Source organism: Pseudomonas poae RE*1-1-14, from assembly GCF_000336465.1.
In the GTDB taxonomy this organism is placed as follows: domain Bacteria; phylum Pseudomonadota; class Gammaproteobacteria; order Pseudomonadales; family Pseudomonadaceae; genus Aquipseudomonas; species Aquipseudomonas poae.
In genome coordinates this window covers 4,221,975-4,240,375 of record NC_020209.1, presented here as the reverse complement: position 1 = coordinate 4,240,375, position 18,401 = coordinate 4,221,975, and the positions used below count along the sequence as shown (strand labels likewise).

General features: G+C 63.0%; 16 protein-coding genes. 5 read left to right on the top strand and 11 right to left on the bottom strand.

Going from position 1 to position 18,401, the window contains the following annotated elements; genetic code table 11:
* The first annotated feature begins 2 nt into the window (after positions 1-2).
* Genes creB through creD form a run of 3 tightly spaced genes read left to right on the top strand, consistent with a single transcriptional unit; the run spans position 3 to position 3,510 of the window.
* Positions 3-671, top strand: coding sequence for a two-component system response regulator CreB (gene creB, locus H045_RS18570; RefSeq protein ID WP_003238055.1), 669 nt, complete (start codon positions 3-5; stop codon positions 669-671).
* The gene (gene creC / locus H045_RS18565) at positions 671-2,110 is read left to right on the top strand and encodes a two-component system sensor histidine kinase CreC (RefSeq protein ID WP_003238053.1); all 1,440 of its coding nucleotides are present in this window, start codon (positions 671-673) and stop codon (positions 2,108-2,110) included. Before creB ends, creC begins: the two co-directional genes overlap by 1 nt.
* Positions 2,111-2,163: 53 nt before the next feature.
* Entirely contained in the window at positions 2,164-3,510 is a 1,347-nt protein-coding gene (creD, locus tag H045_RS18560; RefSeq protein WP_015373127.1) for a cell envelope integrity protein CreD, read from the top strand.
* 249 nt (positions 3,511-3,759) lie between these two features.
* On the opposite strand, the gene H045_RS18555 is transcribed toward creD, so the two are convergent.
* From H045_RS18555 to H045_RS18520, 8 genes are all read right to left on the bottom strand, one after another.
* A complete protein-coding gene (locus tag H045_RS18555; protein WP_003238049.1) occupies positions 3,760-4,389 on the bottom strand; it encodes a glutathione S-transferase in 630 nt (209 codons plus the stop codon).
* Positions 4,390-4,474: 85 nt separating this feature from the next.
* Positions 4,475-4,657 (bottom strand): hypothetical protein, encoded by a 183-nt coding sequence (locus H045_RS18550; protein WP_015373126.1) that lies wholly within the window; start codon positions 4,655-4,657, stop codon positions 4,475-4,477.
* Positions 4,654-5,757, bottom strand: coding sequence for a PepSY-associated TM helix domain-containing protein (locus H045_RS18545; RefSeq protein ID WP_015373125.1), 1,104 nt, complete (start codon positions 5,755-5,757; stop codon positions 4,654-4,656). The genes H045_RS18550 and H045_RS18545 overlap by 4 nt, the downstream gene beginning before the upstream one ends.
* Positions 5,758-5,820: 63 nt before the next feature.
* Entirely contained in the window at positions 5,821-8,259 is a 2,439-nt protein-coding gene (locus tag H045_RS18540; protein ID WP_015373124.1) for a TonB-dependent siderophore receptor, read from the bottom strand.
* Between the two features lie 93 nt (positions 8,260-8,352).
* A complete protein-coding gene (locus H045_RS18535; protein ID WP_032871492.1) occupies positions 8,353-9,315 on the bottom strand; it encodes a FecR domain-containing protein in 963 nt (320 codons plus the stop codon).
* Positions 9,312-9,830 (bottom strand): RNA polymerase sigma factor, encoded by a 519-nt coding sequence (locus H045_RS18530; RefSeq protein ID WP_003238039.1) that lies wholly within the window; start codon positions 9,828-9,830, stop codon positions 9,312-9,314. The genes H045_RS18535 and H045_RS18530 overlap by 4 nt, the downstream gene beginning before the upstream one ends.
* Before the next feature lie 100 nt (positions 9,831-9,930).
* A complete protein-coding gene (locus H045_RS18525; protein WP_015373123.1) occupies positions 9,931-10,638 on the bottom strand; it encodes a 3'-5' exonuclease in 708 nt (235 codons plus the stop codon).
* The gene (locus H045_RS18520) at positions 10,635-12,557 is read right to left on the bottom strand and encodes a putative nucleotidyltransferase substrate binding domain-containing protein (protein ID WP_015373122.1); all 1,923 of its coding nucleotides are present in this window, start codon (positions 12,555-12,557) and stop codon (positions 10,635-10,637) included. Before H045_RS18520 ends, H045_RS18525 begins: the two co-directional genes overlap by 4 nt.
* A 245-nt stretch (positions 12,558-12,802) precedes the next feature.
* On the opposite strand from H045_RS18520, the gene H045_RS18515 reads away from it, so the two are divergent.
* Positions 12,803-13,249 carry a response regulator gene (locus tag H045_RS18515; protein WP_003238032.1) on the top strand — a complete coding sequence of 149 codons (447 nt, stop codon included), beginning with the start codon at positions 12,803-12,805 and terminating at the stop codon, positions 13,247-13,249.
* Between the two features lie 155 nt (positions 13,250-13,404).
* On the opposite strand, the gene H045_RS18510 is transcribed toward H045_RS18515, so the two are convergent.
* On the bottom strand, positions 13,405-15,582 hold the full coding sequence (locus H045_RS18510) for a malate synthase G (protein WP_015373121.1): 2,178 nt from the start codon (positions 15,580-15,582) through the stop codon (positions 13,405-13,407).
* A gap of 267 nt (positions 15,583-15,849) precedes the next feature.
* Between H045_RS18510 and H045_RS18505 the strand changes: the two genes are divergently transcribed.
* Complete coding sequence (locus H045_RS18505) at positions 15,850-16,362, top strand: glycine cleavage system transcriptional repressor (RefSeq protein ID WP_015373120.1); 513 nt, start codon at positions 15,850-15,852, stop codon at positions 16,360-16,362.
* Here the strand turns inward: H045_RS18505 and rarD are convergent, their stop codons facing one another.
* Together rarD and H045_RS18495 are read right to left on the bottom strand one after the other, a co-directional pair.
* Positions 16,363-17,247: an EamA family transporter RarD gene (rarD, locus tag H045_RS18500; RefSeq protein ID WP_015373119.1), complete on the bottom strand. Its 885-nt coding sequence runs from the start codon at positions 17,245-17,247 to the stop codon at positions 16,363-16,365.
* Positions 17,248-17,354: 107 nt separating this feature from the next.
* Positions 17,355-18,329, bottom strand: coding sequence for a serine/threonine protein kinase (locus tag H045_RS18495; protein WP_003238024.1), 975 nt, complete (start codon positions 18,327-18,329; stop codon positions 17,355-17,357).
* Positions 18,330-18,401 lie beyond the last annotated feature (72 nt).

Sequence of the window (18,401 nt, the reverse complement as noted above, 5' to 3'; positions counted from 1 at the left end):
CCATGGCGCACATCCTGATTGTCGAAGACGAAGCCGCAATTGCCGATACGCTGATCTTCGCCCTGCAGGGCGAAGGGTTCACCACCACCTGGCTGACCCTCGGCCAGGCGGCGCTTGCGCATCAGCGCCAGACCCCGGCCGACCTGGTGATTCTCGACATTGGCCTGCCGGACATCAGCGGCTTTGAAACCTGCAAGCAACTGCGCCGTTTCAGCGAAGTGCCGGTGATGTTCCTCAGCGCCCGGGATGGCGAGATCGACCGGGTGGTGGGGCTGGAGATCGGCGCCGACGACTACGTGGTCAAGCCGTTCAGCCCGCGTGAAGTGGCGGCGCGGGTGCGGGCGATTCTCAAGCGGGTCGGCCCGGTGGTGGCACCGGCGGTGTTCCAGATCGATCTGGAGCGCATGCAGATCACCTATCGCGGCCAGCCCCTGAGCCTGACCCGCCATGAATTCCGCCTGCTGCAGAGCCTGCTGGAACAGCCCGAGCGGGTATTCAGTCGCGAGCAACTGCTGGACGCGGTGGGCGTGCCCGCCGACGCCGGCTACGAGCGCAATATCGACACTCACATCAAAAGCCTGCGCAGCAAATTGCGCAGCGTGGCGGCGCAGGCCGAGCCGATCCAGACCCATCGCGGCCTCGGCTACAGCTACAGCCCCGGCAACAGCTGATGCGCCTGGGGCTGCGGATTTTCCTGGTGTATGCGCTGTTTATCGGCCTTACCGGTTATTTCGTGCTCAGTACCGTCATGAACGAAATTCGCCCCGGCGTGCGTCAGTCCACCGAGGAAACCCTGGTGGACACCGCCAACCTGCTGGCCGAAGTGCTGCGCAATGACGTGCAGAACGGCACCCTCGGCCAAAGCCATTGGCCCGAACTGCTCAAGGCTTACGGCAGCCGCCAACCGGGCGCGACCATCTGGGGCCTGCCGAAAAACCAGGTCAACCACCGCATCTACGTGACCGACGCCCAGGGCCGTGTGCTGCTCGACTCCACGGGGCAAGCGCTGGGCCAGGACTATTCCCGCTGGAACGACGTGTACCTGACCCTGCGCGGCGAGTACGGCGCGCGTTCCACCCGCAGCGACCCCGACGACCCGGCCTCGTCGGTGATGCACGTGGGCGCGCCGATCCGCGACAACGGCCAGATCATCGGCGTGGTCACCGTGGCCAAGCCCAACAGCTCATTGCAGCCCTATGTCGACCGCACCGAGCGCCGCTTGCTGTGGTACGGCGCCGGGCTGGTGGTTCTCGGCCTGCTGCTCGGCGCGTTGTTGTCGTGGTGGCTGAGCGCTGCCTTGCGGCGCCTCACCGCCTATGCCGAGGCGGTCAGCGAAGGACGCCGCGCCGAGTTGCCGCATTATCGTGGCGGTGAGCTCAAGCAGTTGTCCACCGCCGTAGAGCACATGCGCACGCAACTGGAAGGCAAGGCGTACGTTGAGCATTACGTGCACACCCTGACCCACGAATTGAAAAGCCCGCTGGCGGCGATTCGCGGCGCTGCGGAGTTGTTGCAGGGCGACATGAGCCGCGAGCAGCAGCAGCGCTTCGTCGGCAATATCGACAGTGAAAGCGCGCGCCTGCAGCAGTTGATCGAACGCCTGCTGAATCTGGCGCAGGTCGAACAGCGCCAGGGGCTGGACGAGCAGGCGAGTATCTCGCTGGCCGCGTTGGTCGATGAGGTGCTCAAGGCGCAATGCGCGCGTATCGAAGGGGCCGGGCTGCAAGTCGAGCAGGCCATTGCGGCGGATGTGCAGGTGTTCGGCGAGCCCTTTCTGTTGCGCCAGGCCCTGGGCAATCTGCTGGATAACGCCCTGGATTTCACCCCGGCGGGCGGCACGCTGAGGTTCAGCGCGCAGGTGCTGCATCACGATGTAGACGTCAGTCTGTTCAACCAGGCGCAGCCGATTCCTGACTACGCACTGCCGCGCCTGAGCGAGCGCTTTTACTCGCTGCCGCGCCCGGCCAGCGGACGCAAAAGCACCGGCCTGGGCCTCAACTTTGTCGAGGAAGTGATGAAGCTGCACGGCGGCGCCATGGACATCGGCAATGTGCCGGGCGGCGTGCAAGTGGTGCTGCATCTCCACACAGTCTCCACGATGCCCACATAAATCGCCCACATGCGGGTTTCACGCTCTGCCCATCCAAAACAGGGAGAGCCCCGATGAACCGCAGCCTGCTTTTCAAACTTGGCGCCATTGCGCTGTTGATGTTGCTGTTGCTGATTCCGCTGCTGATGATCAACGGCATCATCAGTGACCGCCAGCAGAGGCGCGACGACGTATTGACAGATATCGCCCGCAGCTCCAGTTACGCACAGCGCCTCACCGGGCCGGTGATGGTAGTGCCGTATCGCAGGACCGTGCGCGAGTGGAAGCTCAATGAAAAACTCAATCAACGCTACGAACAAACCCGTGAAGAACGCGGCCGTCTGTATTTCCTGCCTGAGCGTTTTGAGCTCGACGGTCAGGTGCAGACCGAACTGCGTGCACGGGGCATTTACCAGGCGCGGCTGTTCCATGCCAATAACCGCATCAGCGGGCGTTTCGAGTTGCCAGAGCAATTGGGCATTACTGAGCATTTTGCCGATTACCGCTTTGAGCCGGCGTTTCTGGCGGTGGGTGTCAGCGATATTCGCGGCATCGAAAATGCGCTGAAACTGGAACTGGGCAGCCAGCGCCTTGAATTCGCGCCGGGCTCCCAGGTTGACTGGCTGGGGGAGGGCGTGCACGTGGCGCTGCCGGCGCTGGACAGCCACAAGCCCGCCGCGCTGGAGTTCGCCTTTGACCTGCGCCTGCAAGGCACCGAGCAGTTGCAAGTGGTGCCAGTAGGCAAGACCAGCCAGGTGTCACTCGCGTCCAACTGGCCGCACCCCAGCTTTATCGGCAACTTCCTGCCGACGCAAAGGAACGTTACGGACAAGGGCTTTACCGCCCACTGGCAGACCTCGTTTTTCGCCACTAACCTTGAGCAGGCCCTGCAGACCTGCCTGGACCGCCAGGCCTGTGACGACTTCAACAACCGCAGCTTCGGCGTGAACTTCATCGACCCGGTAGACCAGTACCTCAAGAGCGACCGCGCGATCAAATACGCGTTGCTGTTCATCGCCCTGACCTTTGGCGCCTTCTTCCTGTTCGAAGTGCTGAAGAACCTGGCAGTGCACCCGATCCAGTACGCTCTGGTGGGCGCGGCCCTGGCCTTCTTTTACCTGCTGCTGCTGTCGTTGGCCGAGCACCTGGGGTTCGCCCTGGCCTACCTGATCTCGGCGAGTGCCTGTGTGCTGTTGATCGGGTTTTACGTGTGTCATGTGCTGCGCAGCGTTGCCCATGGCCTGGGGTTTTCGGCGGGGTTGGCGGCACTGTATGGCCTGTTGTACGGGCTGCTCAGCGCCGAGGATTATGCGCTGTTGATGGGCTCACTGCTGCTGTTCGCCCTGCTCGGCACGGTGATGGTGCTGACGCGAAAACTGGATTGGTACGGCGTGGGCCGACGCAAGGGGGCTCAGCCATGATGGGCTTGCGCGAGGATCAACAGTTAAGGGACCAGTTGGTGAGCAGGATCAACACGCTGCTGTGGCGAGCGGGCTTGCCCCGCGTTGGGGTGCGAAGCGCGCCCACTCCAGCAAAACGCGGTGAGCCTGATACGGCTCAGCGCCTGGTTGTGGGGCTGCTGCGCAGCCCAACGCAGGACAAGCCTGCTCGCCACAGGGAATCTGCGCTTAACTCAACGGCATTAGGGCAAGCCCGCTCGCCACAGAATGTCAGGCAGGTGGCTGGGTCTGCAGCATCGAAGGACGCTGGCTGACCTCGGCATACCACTGCGCAAGCTTGGGGTTATTCGCCCGCCATTGCAGGTCCGCATGGCGGAAATCGAGGTAGCCCAGTGCACAGGCCACGCTGATGGCGGCGATGTCGAAGTGGCTGGTCAGCTCGGCCGTTGCCTCGTGTTCCAGCTCGTCGAGGGTGCGGCGTATCTTGTTGCGTTGTTCATCCAGCCATGCAGCCCAGTGCTTTTCCACCGGGCGCAGAGCGACTTCGTAGCGCGTCAGCACGGCAGCATCCAGGATGCCGTCGGCCATCGAGGCCAGGGTCAGGCGGCGCCAACGGGCCGAGCCGTCGCGAGGCGTCAGCGGGTTGCCGACGTGCTGGTGATCGAGGTAATCAAGGATCACCCGGCTATCATGCAGCATGCTGCCATCGGCCAGGCGCAGGGCCGGGATTTTGCCGACAGGGTTGCCTTGCACCACCTCGGCGTCCGCGCTGACAGGCGTTGGCACGCAGTTGTGCAGCGCCACGCGATCCTGCTGGCCGGTCTCGATCAGCAGCACACGGACTTTGCGCACGAAGGGCGAAGCGGGGTTGTGGAACAAGGTCATGCTGGGCGTGGACATGGGCATTCCTCGAAATGGACTGGGGCCTAGCCTAGAAGGTTGGGCGATGGCTGGCGAGGGGATTGTGGTGTTTTTGCGGGTCTCATCAGCCGCGCCGCCCCAACAACCCCCAGGCGCCAATCACTGCAGGAACCCCCAACCCCAGCCAGCTCAAAACGTCCCACAGCCCATCCCCCAACAGCGCCGCAAACAGCCCGGCCGCGCTGAGCAGGCCGATCCCCAGCGGTACGGCAAACACCTTCCAGAAACTCGACTGGCGCGGTTTCATGCCTTGCCCGCCTTGCGCCGCACGATCCACAGATACACGCCGCTGCCCAGCACGATAAGGGTCAGCACATCCAGGAATACCCACAGGATTTTCATCGGCATGCCGCCGTAGTCACCGAAGTGCAACGGCTGCGACATGCCCATGGCGTCCATGTACCACGGCCGCTCGGCAATGGCGGTCACGGCCAAGGTACGGGCGTCGATCAGGACCGGGGTGAGCAGGTGCGAGGTCAGGTGCGTGCTGCCCTTCATGAACACGGCGTAGTGGTGCTCGCTGGAAAAACGCGTACCGGGGAAAGCGATGAAGTCCGGTTGCATGCCCGGCGCGGCCCTGGCGGCAATGTTCAGCAACTCGCTGGCCGGTGCGCGTTGCGTCAGCGGCGGGGCGTGTTTGTAGGGTTCGATCATGGCGCTGAGGCTGTCGGTGCGCCAGGCGGCGATGATCAGGTCGGCGCAGGCGCTGATCACGCCGGTTACGCCCACCACAAGGGCCCAGGTCAGGGTGACCGCGCCGAGCAGGTTGTGCAGGTCGAGCCAGCGCAGGCGCGTGGATTTATCCTGGCGCACCATCCCGAACTTCAAGCGGCGCATGAACGGCAGGTACAGCACCGTGCCCGAGACAATCGCCAGCACAAACAGCACGCCCATGAACGCCAGCAACAGCTTGCCCGGCAGGCCGGCGAACATGTCCACATGCAGGCGCAGCACGAACAGCGTGAAGCCGCCATTAGCCGACGGCATGTCCACCGATTCACCGGTGCGCGCGTCAAGCATGAAAGTGTGCGACGAATTGGGCTCGGTGCCGGCCGTCGCCGCCATGATCGCGATCACCCCGTTTTTGTCGTCCTCGTCCCAGGCCAGGTATTGCATGGCCTCGCCCGGTCGATGGGCCTGGGCCTTGGCGACCAGTTGTTCCAGATCGAGCTGCGGCGTGTCGGCCGGCATCTGCGCAAGCGTCGGCTCGTTGCCCAGCAGGTGGTCGATCTCGTGATGGAACACCAGCGGCAACCCGGTGAGGGCGAGCAGCAGCAGGAAAACAGTGCAGATCAGGCTGGTCCAGGTGTGGATGAAGGACCAGCGGCGGATGGTTTTGCTTTTCATCACGGCTCCAAAGGCAAAAGGGCCGCGGATCAGGCGGCCCTTTATCAGCGGTTTTTCACCGTCTTAGAATTTGTAGTTCACGCTGGCGACTACGTTGCGCTGGTCGCCGTAGTAGCAGTAGAAACCATCGCAGGTGGACAGGTAATCCTTGTTGAAGATGTTTTTGGCATCCACCGCCACGGTGACACCTTTCAGTGTGTTGTTCACGCGGCCAAGGTCGTAGTGCACAGAGGCGTCATATACGGTGTACGAGCCAACATGGCCCAGTTCGGTGTTGGCGGCGTTGCCGTAGGTATCACCCACGTAGCGCACGCCTGCACCGACACCGAAGCCATCGAGCATCCCGCTGCGCCAGGTGTAGTCAGCCCAACCTGTGGCCTGATTACGCGGCAGCTGGTTCATTCGATTACCTTTTTCAGAGGCCACGCCTTCGGTGATTTCGCTGTCGTTGTAGGTGTATGAACCCACCAGCTTCAGGCTTTCGGTGACGTCGGCGCTGGCTTCCAGCTCAAGGCCGCGAACCCGAACCTCACCGACTTGGCGGGTGATGCTGCCTTCGGTCACCGAGGTGTTTTGTTGGGTCAGGTCGAACACCGCAGCAGTGAACAAGGCCTTGGTGCCGGGTGGCTGATATTTGATACCGGCCTCGTACTGCTTGCCTTCGGTGGGTTTGAATGCACCGGTGCTGCCCACTTGCGTGCCAATCCCGGCCTGGAACGATTCGGCGTAGGAAAGGTAGGGCGTGATGCCGTTTTCGAAGACGTAGCTCAACGCCGCGTTGCCGCTGAAATGTTTGTCACGCTGCGTGTTGGTGGCGTCGTTCTGATTATGGAACGTGGTGCCGGTGTGCACCCAGTCTTCACGCCCGCCAAGGGTCAGGCGCCAGTTGTCGAGGGCCATCTGGTCCTGGACGTAAAGGCCGGTCTGCTGAGTCTTTTGGGTGTAGTCGTACATGGTGAAGTACTGGACTTTGGAGAAGTCCTGTCCATACACCGGTCGGTTGAAGTTGATAGTCGGCACCCCTGCCGAACCCCACAGCCAGCGCGCATCGCTGTCGGAACGCTGGTGATCGAGGCCCAGCAGCAGCGTGTGATTGACTGCGCCAGTGCTGAAGTCAGCCTGGAAGTTGTTGTCGACGGCGAACTGACCGACGTTTTCATCGACCTTGCCGGCCGATCGACTCACGTTGCCAGCGGCGTCTACCGCGACTTCCGGGCCATTAGGAAAGAATGCGCCACCGGCCGTGATGCCCTGAAACGAAAGGTCATTTTTGGTATAGCGCAGGTTCTGGTGAAACTGCCAGGTGTCGTTCAGGCGGGTTTCGAAGGCATAGCCCAGCGCGTAATAAGTGCGATCGTAGAATTCCCAGTCCGGATCACCCAGGTTCTTGTGGTGGGAGATCTTGCCGGCGGGCGAGCCCAGTTTGGTGCCTTGCAGTGGCAGGAACTGCCCGGTGATCCCGGTATCGTCGCGGGTGAACTGGGTGAGCAGTGTCAGCCGGGTATCGTCGTTGATGTTCCAGGTCAGGCTGGGTGCCACGTTGTAGCGTTTGTCCGGAATGTGGTCCACGGCGGTATTGCTGTCACGCACAACGCCACTGATGCGATAGAGGAACTGGCCCTCGTCATCGATCTTGCCAGTGCTGTCGAAGTTGATCTGCTTGTGGTTATTGCTGCCGGCCTGCACTTCAAGTTCGTTTGAACTCTGGGCTTGTGGGCGGCGGCTGACCATGTCCAGCAGACCGCCTGGGGGTGTCTGTCCGTAAACCGACGAGGCTGGGCCGCGAAGTACGGCGACCCGCTCCAGGTTCCAGGTATCGATCTTCGGCGTGGCGTAGTTACCTCTTGGCAGGGGCAGGCCATCCAGGAATTGCGTCGGGACAAAGCCGCGCACCAGCAGCCAGTCACTGCGTGAGTCGGAGCCATAGCCACTGCTCTGCACGCCAGCCGTGTAGCGCAGGGCGTCGTTGAGGTTCAGCACCGAGCGATCATCCATTTGCTGGCGAGTGATGACCGAGACCGAGCGCGGCAGTTCAGCAATGGGTGTGTCGGTCTTGGTGCCCGCCGCCGTGCGTGTGGCCACATAACCCTCCACCGGCCCCCACGCACTCTCATAGTCCCCCTGCCCGATAACGCTGGTCTGCGGCAACGCCACAACCCCGTCCGGAATCGGCACCAACGTAAACGTCCCTGCCGTGCCTTGCTCCAGTTGCAGCCCCGTCCCGCGCAAGGCTTCACGCAGCGCGCTCTGTGCATCGAACTGGCCCTTGACCGGTGCCGAGGTCTTGCCGGCGGCGAGGGTCGGGTTGAGGGTCAGCGCAAGGCCGGCCTGGCTGGCGATCTGGTTCAGGGTGCTGGCCAGAGGCGCAGACGGCAGGTTGTAGGCGCGCACGCTGGCGGCTTGTTCGGCGGCAAGCAGCAAGGGGCTGGCGAGCGGGGTGCCGAAGGCAATGGCCACGGCTAACAGGCTGGGGCGCAACAGGGTGTCGAGCGTGCGGGACATGAAGGGCGGCTCCTGAAAATATCTCTTGATTGCCTAGGTGCCGGATGAGAATTGGAAAGTGATAGGGCAGGGGGTCAATATTTTTTGGATTTTTTAAGGCTTGGCGCTCACCGTCACCCACCACGGCGTGTGCTGCTCGATCTGCACCGGCAGCGTCGGCAGCAATGCATTGAGCGCCAGGTTGGTGTCTCGCAGCGGGAAACTGCCGGTGATACGCAGGTCGGCCACGTTTTTGTCCACGCCCAAGTGGCCGCTGCGGTAGCGGCCGAGCTCCTTGATCACGTCGCCGAGACGCGCGTTGTCGACCACCAGCATGCCGCGCGTCCAGGCGTCGGCGCCGGGGGAGGCGGCCAACACGGGCCCCAGGCCATCGCTGCGCATCAGCACTTGCTGGCCGGCCTTGACGATCTGTGGTTGACGCAACTTTTCAGGCTGCGCCGCCACCGCCGACTGCAAGACGCTCAGGCGCGTGGCGTCGTCTTCGCGCTTGACCATGAACCGCGTGCCCAGCGCCCGCAGGCTGCCGTCGGGGGTTTGCACGTAAAACGGGCGGGCGTCGTCATGGCCGGTTTCGATGAGGATTTCCCCGGCCTGCAACACGATCAGGCGGCGCTTTTCATCAAAGCGCACGTCGATGGCGCTGTGGGTGTTGAGGTTGATCGAGGTGCCATCGGCCAGTGTCAGGGTGCGTTGCTCGCCGGTGGCGGTGCGTTGGTCAGCCAGCCAGTAATGCAGCGGCACATAGCGCTCGCCGGCAAACAGCGCGAGCCCGCACACCAGAGCGATACTCGCCAGGCCCCGGCCCAGCTTGCGCACGCGGTGGCGAATGCCGTCGCGTGATTGCAGCAAGGCCGCGCGTGCCGGGCCCGAGGCTGCGCTGAAACGCTGATCGAGCATGCCCAACTGGCGCCAGGCGCGGGCGTGTTCGGCATCGCTGGCCAGCCATTTGCGCAATTCTTCCTGCTCCACCGCGCTGGCATCGCCCGCGTCGAGGGACAGTTGCCAGGCAATCGCGGCATCCAGCACTCGGGCCGAGACCGGTTTGGCGCCTATCACAGCGGCTGGCCGTACAAGGCGATGTAGCACTGGCGTATCCCCTGGGCCAGGTACTGACGCACGCGTGGCACGGAGACGCCCAGGCGCTGAGCGATTTCGGCGTGGCCCATGCCATCGAGGCGGCTGTGCAGAAACGCGGCGCGGGCCTTGCTCGAGAGTTTGCCGAGCAGGCGGTCGATGGCTTTGAGGTCTTCGAGGATCAATTGCTGTTCTTCGGGCGAGGGATGTTCGCTCTCCGGGATCAGCATCAATTCGGTGAGGTAGGCCTGTTCCAGCGCCGCGCGACGGAAGTAGTCGAACAGCAGGCCCTTGGCGATGGCCACCAGAAAGGCGCGCGGTTCGCGGGGTTCGCGCAGTTCGGTACGCCCCAGCAGGCGCACGAAGGTGTCCTGGCTGAGGTCTTCGGCGCGGCTGGCGCAGGCCACATTGCGCCGCAGCCAGGCCAGCAGCCAGCCACGATGGTCGCGGTACAACGCGCCAACAAGCTCACTGTGGGGAGGCTGGACTGACGACAAGGCATCACCGGATAAACGAATTGTTTAAACTAACGAGAATTATTCGCGATTGTGGCAGAGGCATCGGGCAGGCGCAATTGGCGTTTGTCGGGAGATGACACTAAAACGATGGCGCGTGTTTGCGCCGTCTCCATTGGCCCAGGCGTTCCTGCAAGGCCTTTGGCGAGTCGATGTGTTGGCGGTGCGCGCGGCTGAACAGGATCAGCATCAGTTCCGCCGTGGCCAGGGCATCGGCGCTGGCGTGATGGCGTTCGCCCACGTGCAGGCCAAAGTGATGGATCCAGTCGTCCAGCCCGGCTTCACGCATTGGCGTGTCGGGGCACAGCAGCGGGGCGATCTCGGCCACGTCGAGGAACGGGTGGGCCAGGCGATAGCCCAGGCTGTCTTTGAGCGCGCGGCCCAGCATGTGTTGATCGAACGGCGCATGGAAGGCCAGCAGCGGGCTGTCGCCGACAAATGCCATGAAGTCCAGCAACGCCTCTACCGGGTCGCTGCCGGCCGCGATGGCGCTGGGGCCCAGGCCGTGGATCAGCACGCTGGGGCGCAGCCGGCTGTCGGCGCGGTGCAGCGTGCGTTCGAACAGTTGCGAGAAGTCCACCGCGCCGTCCTCGATCACCACCGCGCCGATGGACAGCACCTCGTCACGGTTGAGGTTCAGACCGCTGGTTTCCAGGTCCAGCACCACCCAGCGCTGGCTGCGCAAAGAAGCGTCGCCCAGTGCGCAGGGTGTGGGCAGTTGCGCCAGGCGCTGCTGTTGCGCGGCGTCGAGCCCCGGTGTTTTCTGACGCAGCCAGCCGAACCAGCTCACAGCTGATACCGCAACGTCAGGCTGGTCTGCAGGCGTTGGGCCTGGCGCAGGGATTCGCGCAGGATGCGCCGGTCCAGGTGGTTGAGGCTGTCCGGGTCGACGCGGTTGGAATACGGCTGGTTTTCCCGGCTTTGTAATTGGTGCTGCTGCATGCGGGTCTGCTGGATAAAGTGATAGGCCTCTTCATACGCGGCGCCGTCCAGCGGCTCGATCACGGCCTTGATCACCAGCTGGCGCAGGCGCTCCAGGGTGTTATTGGCGTGGATTCCATTGGCCAGGGCCAGCAGGCGGGCGCCGTCAACGAATGGCGTGAGGCCCTGCACCTTGAGGTCCAGGGTGGCTTTTTCGGCGCCGTTGCGCGTCAGCACGAAGTCGCGGAAGCGTCCAACCGGCGGGCGCTGGCGCAGGGCGTTCTCGGCCAGCATGCGCTGGAACAGCCGATTGTCGGCGACCTGGTCAAGGATGCTCTGGCGCAGTTGCTCGCAGCCCTGCTCATCGCCCCACACCACGCGCAGGTCGAAATAGATGCTCGAACCCAGCAGGTTTTCCGGGGTGGCCTCGCGAATGAACGCCGCAAACCGGCGCGCCCATTCGGCGCGTGACAGGCACAGCTCGGGGTTGCCGGCCATGACGTTGCCCTTGCACAGGCTGAAGCCGCACAGCGCCAGGCTCTGGTTGATCTGTTGCGCCAACGGCAGCAGCCGCCCGCGCAGCTCGGCGGCTTCAGCGGCGTCCCTGGCCTCGAACAGGATGCCGTTGTCCTGGTCGGTGTACAGCGTCTGTTCGCGGCGACCCTCGCTGCCGAAGCACAGCCAACTGAACGGCACGCCCGGGTCGCCCTTTTCGGCGAGGCTCAGCTCGATCACCCGGCACACCGTGTGGTCGTTGAGCAGCGTGATGATGTGGGTGATCTGGGTGGACGAAGCACCGTGGGCGAGCATGCGCTCCACCAGTTGGCCGATCTCGCCGCGCATCGCCACCAGGTGGTCGACCCTGGGCGCGTTGCGGATGGTGCGCGCCAGGTGCACCAGGTCGACCCGTTGCAGGGAAAACAGGTCGCGTTCGGACACCACGCCGCACAGTCGCTGGTCCTTGACCAGGCACACGTGGGCGATGTGCCGTTCGGTCATGGCGATGGCGGCGTCGAAGGCGCTGTGGTCCGGGGTGAGAAAAAACGGCGCCTGGGTCATGTGCCCCACGATGGCCTGGCTGAAGTCGCCGGTGCCGTCGGCCACCACCTGGCGCAGGTCGCGCAGGGTGAAGATGCCCTGAGGCGCCTGCTGATCGTCGACGATCACGATGCTGCCCACTTGCTGCTCGTGCATCTGCGTCACCGCTTCGCGCAGCGGTGTCTGCGGGCTGCACATGACCGGATGGCGCATGGCCAATTCGCCCAGGCGGGTGTTCAGGGAGTATTGGGTGCCGAGGGTTTCCACGGCCTTTTGCTGCACCTGCTGGTTGACCTGGTCCAGCAGGCTGCTGACGCCGCGCAAGGCGAAATCGCGGAACGGGCTGGACAGCGCAAACAGCTTGATAAAGGCCGGCTTGTTCAGTTGCAGGCAGAAGGTGTCTTCAGCAGCTTTGTGTTCGGTGCGGGTCGCCCGTTCACCGAGCAACGCGGCCAGCGGAAAGCACTCACCGGTAGTGATTTCGAAGGTGGTTTCGGTCGAGTCCGGGCGCTCGCCCACCACGCGGCCTTGCTTGACGATATAGAAGTGGTCTACTGGCCCGCCCGACGGCTTGAGGATGCTGTCGCCGGGGCCGTAGAAGCGCAATTGGCATTGCTCCACCAGAAACGCGAGGTGTGCGTTTTCCATCTGGTTGAAGGGTGGAAAACGCTGCAGGAATTGCAGGGTGCCGTGGATATTCTGCAAGACGGCGGTTTTTCCCGCCTGGGTGAAAGCATCAGCTTTACTCATAACAGTGACCGCAATGTTTTTGTCGTTATCGTGCTGCATGGTCGACTCGTGCACGGCGGGTGCCCATTGGACGTAAGTCTAGGTAGCGAAGTGACTGCATGGACTAGGGAAAACCCTATGGGACCGTCATGCAAACCCCGTGGAACGCCCACTAGGCAAAGTTTCCGACGAAGTGCACATTGAACGCCCTTGCGCAGATGTCTGACGAGTGTGCTGCGAGATTGATTAGAACTGCTGAGAACTGTATGTCCGACCACGATATTTTGAGTGATGCCGAGCGCGAGGCGCTTAGCGCCGTGATGCTGGAGCCTGATTTACCGCCACAACGTGTGTTGATTGTTGATGACGACAAGGATGCGCGTGAACTGCTGGCGGAGATCCTGGGGCTGGACGGCATTCGCTGCATGACGGCCGACAGTGGTGAGGCAGCGTGGGAGCTATTGAAAACCAGCAGCTCGATCGGCTTGTTGATTACCGACCTGCGCATGGCCCCCGGTAGCGGTCTTGAGTTGATCCGTCAGGTGCGTGAATCCACCCGCGCAGCGTTGCCGATCATCATCATGTCGGGTGACGCCGAGGCACCGGATGTGATTGAAGCGATGCATTTGAGTGTGGTGGATTTTTTGCTCAAGCCGATTGATAGCGTGAAGTTGGCGCAGATGGTGAAGCAGGAGTTGGGGATGATTTCCTGATGTTGGATGAGGTTGCTGGCCTCATCGCAAGCAAGTCCCACAGGTCCAGCTGTGAATACCTTCCAAATGTGGGAGGGGCTTGCTCCCGATAGCGCCATTCCAGTTACCCGCAAACCAAAGAAAAAGCCCTGATCTCACGATCAGGGCTTTTTCATTTACAGCCCGTTTTTGGCCTTGAACTCCCGACGCCTGCGGTGCAACACCGGCTCGGTGTAACCATTGGGTTGTTTGGTTCCTTCAATCACCAACTCCACCGCCGCCTGAAACGCGATGTTGCTGTCGAAGTCCGGTGCCAACGGCCGGTACAGCGCATCCCCGGCATTCTGGCGGTCTACCACCGGCGCCATGCGCTTGAGGCTTTCCAGCACCTGGGACTGGCTGACGATGCCGTGGCGCAGCCAGTTGGCAATGTGCTGGCTGGAGATACGCAAGGTGGCGCGGTCTTCCATCAGGCCTACATCGTTGATGTCCGGCACTTTGGAGCAGCCTACGCCCTGGTCGATCCAGCGCACCACGTAACCGAGGATGCCTTGGGCATTGTTGTCCAGCTCGTTGCGGATTTCTTCGTCAGACCAATCGGTAGTGCCGGCCAGCGGAATCGTCAGAATGTCGTCTACCGAGGCGCGTTCGCGCTGCGCAAGTTCGGCCTGGCGGGCGAATACGTCGACCTTGTGATAGTGCAGCGCATGCAGGGCGGCGGCGGTGGGCGACGGCACCCAGGCGGTGTTGGCACCGGCCAGCGGGTGGGCGATTTTCTGCTCGAGCATGGCGGCCATCAGATCGGGCATGGCCCACATGCCTTTGCCGATCTGGGCGCGGCCCTGCAGGCCGGCACGCAGGCCAACGTCGACGTTCCAGTTTTCGTAGGCACCGATCCACTTTTCCGCTTTCATGGCGGCCTTGCGCACCATCGCGCCGGCTTCCATGGAGGTGTGGATTTCATCGCCGGTGCGGTCGAGAAAACCGGTGTTGATGAACACCACGCGCTCGCTGGCCGCCTGGATGCAGGCCTTGAGGTTGACCGTGGTGCGGCGCTCCTCGTCCATGATCCCGACCTTGAGGGTGTTACGTGGCAGGTTCAGCACGTCTTCGATGCGGCCGAACAGCTCGTGGGTGAACGCGGCTTCTTCGGGGCCGTGCATCTTCGGTTTGACGATGTACACGGAGCCGGTGCGGCTGTTGCTTCGGCTGCTGTTGCCGTTGAGGCTGTGGATTGCCGCCAGGCTGGTGAGCAGGCCGTCGAGAATGCCTTCGGGCACTTCGTTGCCGTGTTTGTCCAGGATTGCGTCGATGGTCATCAGATGACCCACGTTACGCACGAACAGCAACGAGCGGCCGTGCAGGGTCACGTCCTCGCCGTGCACGCCGGTGTAGACGCGGTCAGGGTTCATGGTGCGGGTGAAGGTGGTGCCGCCCTTGGCGACTTCTTCCGCCAGGTCACCCTTCATCAGGCCGAGCCAGTTGCGGTAGATCACCACTTTGTCGTCGGCATCAACGGCGGCCACGGAGTCTTCGCAGTCCATGATGGTGGTGAGTGCGGCTTCCATCAGGATGTCTTTGATGCCGGCGGCATCGGTCTGGCCGACCGGGGTGCTGGCGTCGATCTGGATTTCGAAGTGCAGGCCGTTGTTTTTCAGCAAGATCGCAATCGGCTCGGCTGCCGGGCCCTGGAAGCCGATGAGCTGGGCATCGTCGCGCAGGCCGCTGTTGCTGCCGCCTTTAAGGGCGACGATGAGCACGCCATCGACGATCTTGTAGCCAGTGGACTCGGCATGGCTGCCGGCGCTGAGTGGCGCGGCCTGGTCAAGGAAAGCGCGGGCGAACGCGATGACCTTGTCGCCACGCACCTTGTTGTAGCCCTTGCCCTTCTCGGCGCCGTCGGCTTCGCTGATGGCGTCGGTGCCATAGAGCGCGTCGTACAGCGAGCCCCAGCGGGCGTTGGAGGCGTTGAGGGCAAAGCGCGCGTTCATCACCGGAACCACCAGCTGCGGGCCGGCCATGCGAGCGATTTCGTCGTCGACGTTCTCGGTGGTGGCCTGGAAGTCGGCGACTTCCGGCAGCAGGTAGCCGATGTCTTGCAGGAAGGCCTTGTAGGCCACCGCGTCATGGGCCTGGCCAGCATGAGCCTGGTGCCAGGCGTCGATCTGCGCCTGGAAATCGTCGCGTTTGGCGAGCAGGGCCTTGTTCTTCGGCGCGAGGTCGTGAATGACCTGGTCGGCGCCGGCCCAGAACTGCTCGGCCGTGAGGCCGGTGCCGGGAATCGCTTCGTTGTTGACGAAGTCGAACAGGACTTTGGCGACCTGCAGGCCACCGACTTGAACGTGTTCAGTCATTGCTTGCCTCACTCTGCGGAGCTTATGCGCTTTATCTGATGTTCATTATGTAGTGCACGGTTGGGCATACTACATGATGATTTGTGCTTGTGAACATCAGACTAAACAGGTCGTTTGGCGACCCATTTTGGTCAGGCGGTCACAGCGAAGAGTCGGATGTTCTCAAGAAACCGTTGGATTGTTCCAGATAAAAATAAAAATGGTACACGATTTGTTTTCAGGGACCTGCGGGTCCACCTTGTAGATTGATTTCCAGAGGGCTATGCCATGGACCATCTTGTACTCACTATCATCGCCGCCGACAAACCCGGCCTCGTCGAACGCATTGCGCAGAACATCGCCGCCCACGGTGGCAACTGGCTGGAAAGCCGCATGGCCCATATGGCCGGGCAGTTTGCCGGGATTCTGCGGGTGAGCGTGCCGGCCGAGAGCCGACAGGCGCTGGTGGGCGCGCTGGAGGACCTGTCCACCCATGGCATTCGTGTGCTGGTGGGCGAGGGCAGCAGCGGGCAGGCGTCGACGTCCAAGTCGATCGTGATGACGCTGCTGGGCAATGACCGCGCGGGTATCGTGCGCGAGATTACGGCGCTGCTCAGCCGCCAGGGCGTCAACCTGGAGCGCCTGAGCACCGATGTGCGCCCGGCGCCCATGAGTGGCGACCCGCTGTTCAGCGCCGAAGCCCTGCTGCAGGTGCCGTCCGGCTTGTCCCTGGAAACCTTGCAGGAATCCCTGGAAACCCTGGCCGATGACTTGATGGTGGAGCTGCGCAGCGAGGAGTGATCAGCGTTTGCGCACGCTCAAGCCGATGTCCACGCTGTACACCGCAAGCCCGGCCCAGATGAACGCGAAGGCGACCAGCGTGGCCGGCGCCAGGTGTTCGCCGAACAGCAGCACGGCCTGGAGCAGCACCAGGGTGGGCGCTATGTACTGCAAAAAGCCCAGGGTGGTGTAAGGCAAATGCCGTGCGGCGGCGTTGAAACACACCAGCGGCACCAGCGTGACCGGACCGGCCGCGACCAGCCACCAGGCTTCGGAAGTGCTCCAGAATGCCATCTGTGCGCTGTGGGCCGAAGGGTTGAACAGCAACCACGCCACGGCAATCGGCACCAGCATCCAGGTTTCCACCACCAGCCCCGGCAGCGCCTTGACCGGCGCCTGCTTGCGGATCAGCCCGTAGAAACCGAAGGTCAGTGCCAGCACCAGCGACACCCACGGCAAACTGCCGACCTGCCACACCTGCTGCGCCACGCCCACCGCCGCCAGGCCTAAAGCCACCCATTGCAGGCGGCGCAGGCGCTCGCCGAGGATCAGCATGCCCAGCAGCACATTCACCAACGGGTTGATGTAGTAACCCAGGCTCGCTTCGAGCATGCGCCCGCTGTTCACCGACCACACGTACGTCAGCCAGTTGGCCGCGATCAGCGAACCGCTGAGGGCCAGGATCGCCAGGCGCTTGGGGTTGTCGCGCAGCTCGCGCCACCAGCCGGGGTGTTTCCACACCATCAGCAGCAAGCCGCCGAACAGCGCCGACCACAACACCCGGTGCACGATGATCTCGGCGGCGGGCACGCTGGCGATGGCTTTGAAATAGAGCGGGAACAGGCCCCAGATGATGTAGGCGCTCAGGCCCAGAAAGTACCCCTTGCGGGGGTTGGCGGCGTGCATTGCAGAATCCTTGCTCAGGCAGCTGACAAAGCGCGATTGTAAGGATATTTGTCAGCCTGGGGGATGGCTTTGCTCTATGTGGGAGGGAGCAAGCCCCCTCCCACCTGTTAAAACAGCTTCAGGGGTTCTTCGTTGAGCGCCGACAGCTGCTCGCGCAACGCCAGCACCTGATCGCCCCAATAACGCTCGCTGCCGAACCAAGGGAAACTGTGGGGGAACGCCGGGTCGTCCCAGCGCCGTGCGAGCCAGGCGCTGTAGTGCATCAGACGCAGGGCGCGCAGCGGCTCGATCAGCGCCAGTTCGCGCGGGTCGAAGTCATGGAACTCCTGGTAGCCATCCATCAATTCCGACAACTGCCCCAGGCATTCCTGGCGATCACCGGCGAGCATCATCCACAGGTCCTGCACCGCCGGGCCCATGCGGCAATCGTCCAGGTCCACGATGTGGAACATTTCGTCACGGCACATCATGTTGCCGGGATGGCAATCGCCGTGCATGCGGATGTTCTTGTGCGGCGTGGCCTTGTACACCTCTTCCACGCGCTTGAGCAGGTCGCGGGCGACCGACTCGTAGGCGGGCAGCAGGCTTTTGGGGATGAAGTTGCCTTCGAGCAGGGTGGCGAGGGAGTCATGGCCGAAGTTCTTCACGCCCAGGGCTTCGCGGTGTTCGAACGGGCGGGTGGAGCCCACCGCGTGCAAGCGGCCGAGCAGTTGCCCAAGGCGATGCAACTGATCCAGATTGCCTGGCTCCGGCGCTCGGCCACCCCGGCGTGGAAACAGGGTGAAGCGGAAGCCTGCGTGTTCGAACAGGCTTTCGCCGTTGTGGACCATAGGCGCAACCACCGGCACGTCGCACTCGGCCAACTCGAAGGTGAAGCGGTGTTCTTCGAGGATCGCCTCGTTTGTCCAGCGCTGCGGCCGGTAGAACTTGGCGATCAGCGGCTCGCTGTCTTCGATGCCCACCTGGTACACGCGGTTTTCGTAGCTGTTGAGCGCCAGCACGCGCGCATCGCTGAGAAAACCGATGCTTTCGACGGCGTCGAGGACCAGATCGGGGGTGAGTGTTTCAAACGGGTGGGCCATGCGAACTCCTGCGCGCAGCAGGGCGCCGCGTCGGGCCTCGCATGGTAGCGCACCGGGACTGGAATGGGTGGT

What these genes read in the sequence shown, in the direction of transcription:
- H045_RS18550 (WP_015373126.1), bottom strand. Translation starts at nt 4,657, where the DNA reads ATGAAACCGCGCCAGTCGAGTTTCTGGAAGGTGTTTGCCGTACCGCTG.
- H045_RS18510 (WP_015373121.1), bottom strand. Translation starts at nt 15,582, where the DNA reads ATGACTGAACACGTTCAAGTCGGTGGCCTGCAGGTCGCCAAAGTCCTG.
- H045_RS18520 (WP_015373122.1), bottom strand. Translation starts at nt 12,557, where the DNA reads ATGAGTAAAGCTGATGCTTTCACCCAGGCGGGAAAAACCGCCGTCTTG.
- creC (WP_003238053.1), top strand. Translation starts at nt 671, where the DNA reads ATGCGCCTGGGGCTGCGGATTTTCCTGGTGTATGCGCTGTTTATCGGC.
- H045_RS18540 (WP_015373124.1), bottom strand. Translation starts at nt 8,259, where the DNA reads ATGTCCCGCACGCTCGACACCCTGTTGCGCCCCAGCCTGTTAGCCGTG.
- creB (WP_003238055.1), top strand. Translation starts at nt 3, where the DNA reads ATGGCGCACATCCTGATTGTCGAAGACGAAGCCGCAATTGCCGATACG.
- H045_RS18545 (WP_015373125.1), bottom strand. Translation starts at nt 5,757, where the DNA reads ATGAAAAGCAAAACCATCCGCCGCTGGTCCTTCATCCACACCTGGACC.
- H045_RS18495 (WP_003238024.1), bottom strand. Translation starts at nt 18,329, where the DNA reads ATGGCCCACCCGTTTGAAACACTCACCCCCGATCTGGTCCTCGACGCC.
- H045_RS18555 (WP_003238049.1), bottom strand. Translation starts at nt 4,389, where the DNA reads ATGTCCACGCCCAGCATGACCTTGTTCCACAACCCCGCTTCGCCCTTC.
- creD (WP_015373127.1), top strand. Translation starts at nt 2,164, where the DNA reads ATGAACCGCAGCCTGCTTTTCAAACTTGGCGCCATTGCGCTGTTGATG.
- H045_RS18515 (WP_003238032.1), top strand. Translation starts at nt 12,803, where the DNA reads ATGTCCGACCACGATATTTTGAGTGATGCCGAGCGCGAGGCGCTTAGC.
- H045_RS18505 (WP_015373120.1), top strand. Translation starts at nt 15,850, where the DNA reads ATGGACCATCTTGTACTCACTATCATCGCCGCCGACAAACCCGGCCTC.
- rarD (WP_015373119.1), bottom strand. Translation starts at nt 17,247, where the DNA reads ATGCACGCCGCCAACCCCCGCAAGGGGTACTTTCTGGGCCTGAGCGCC.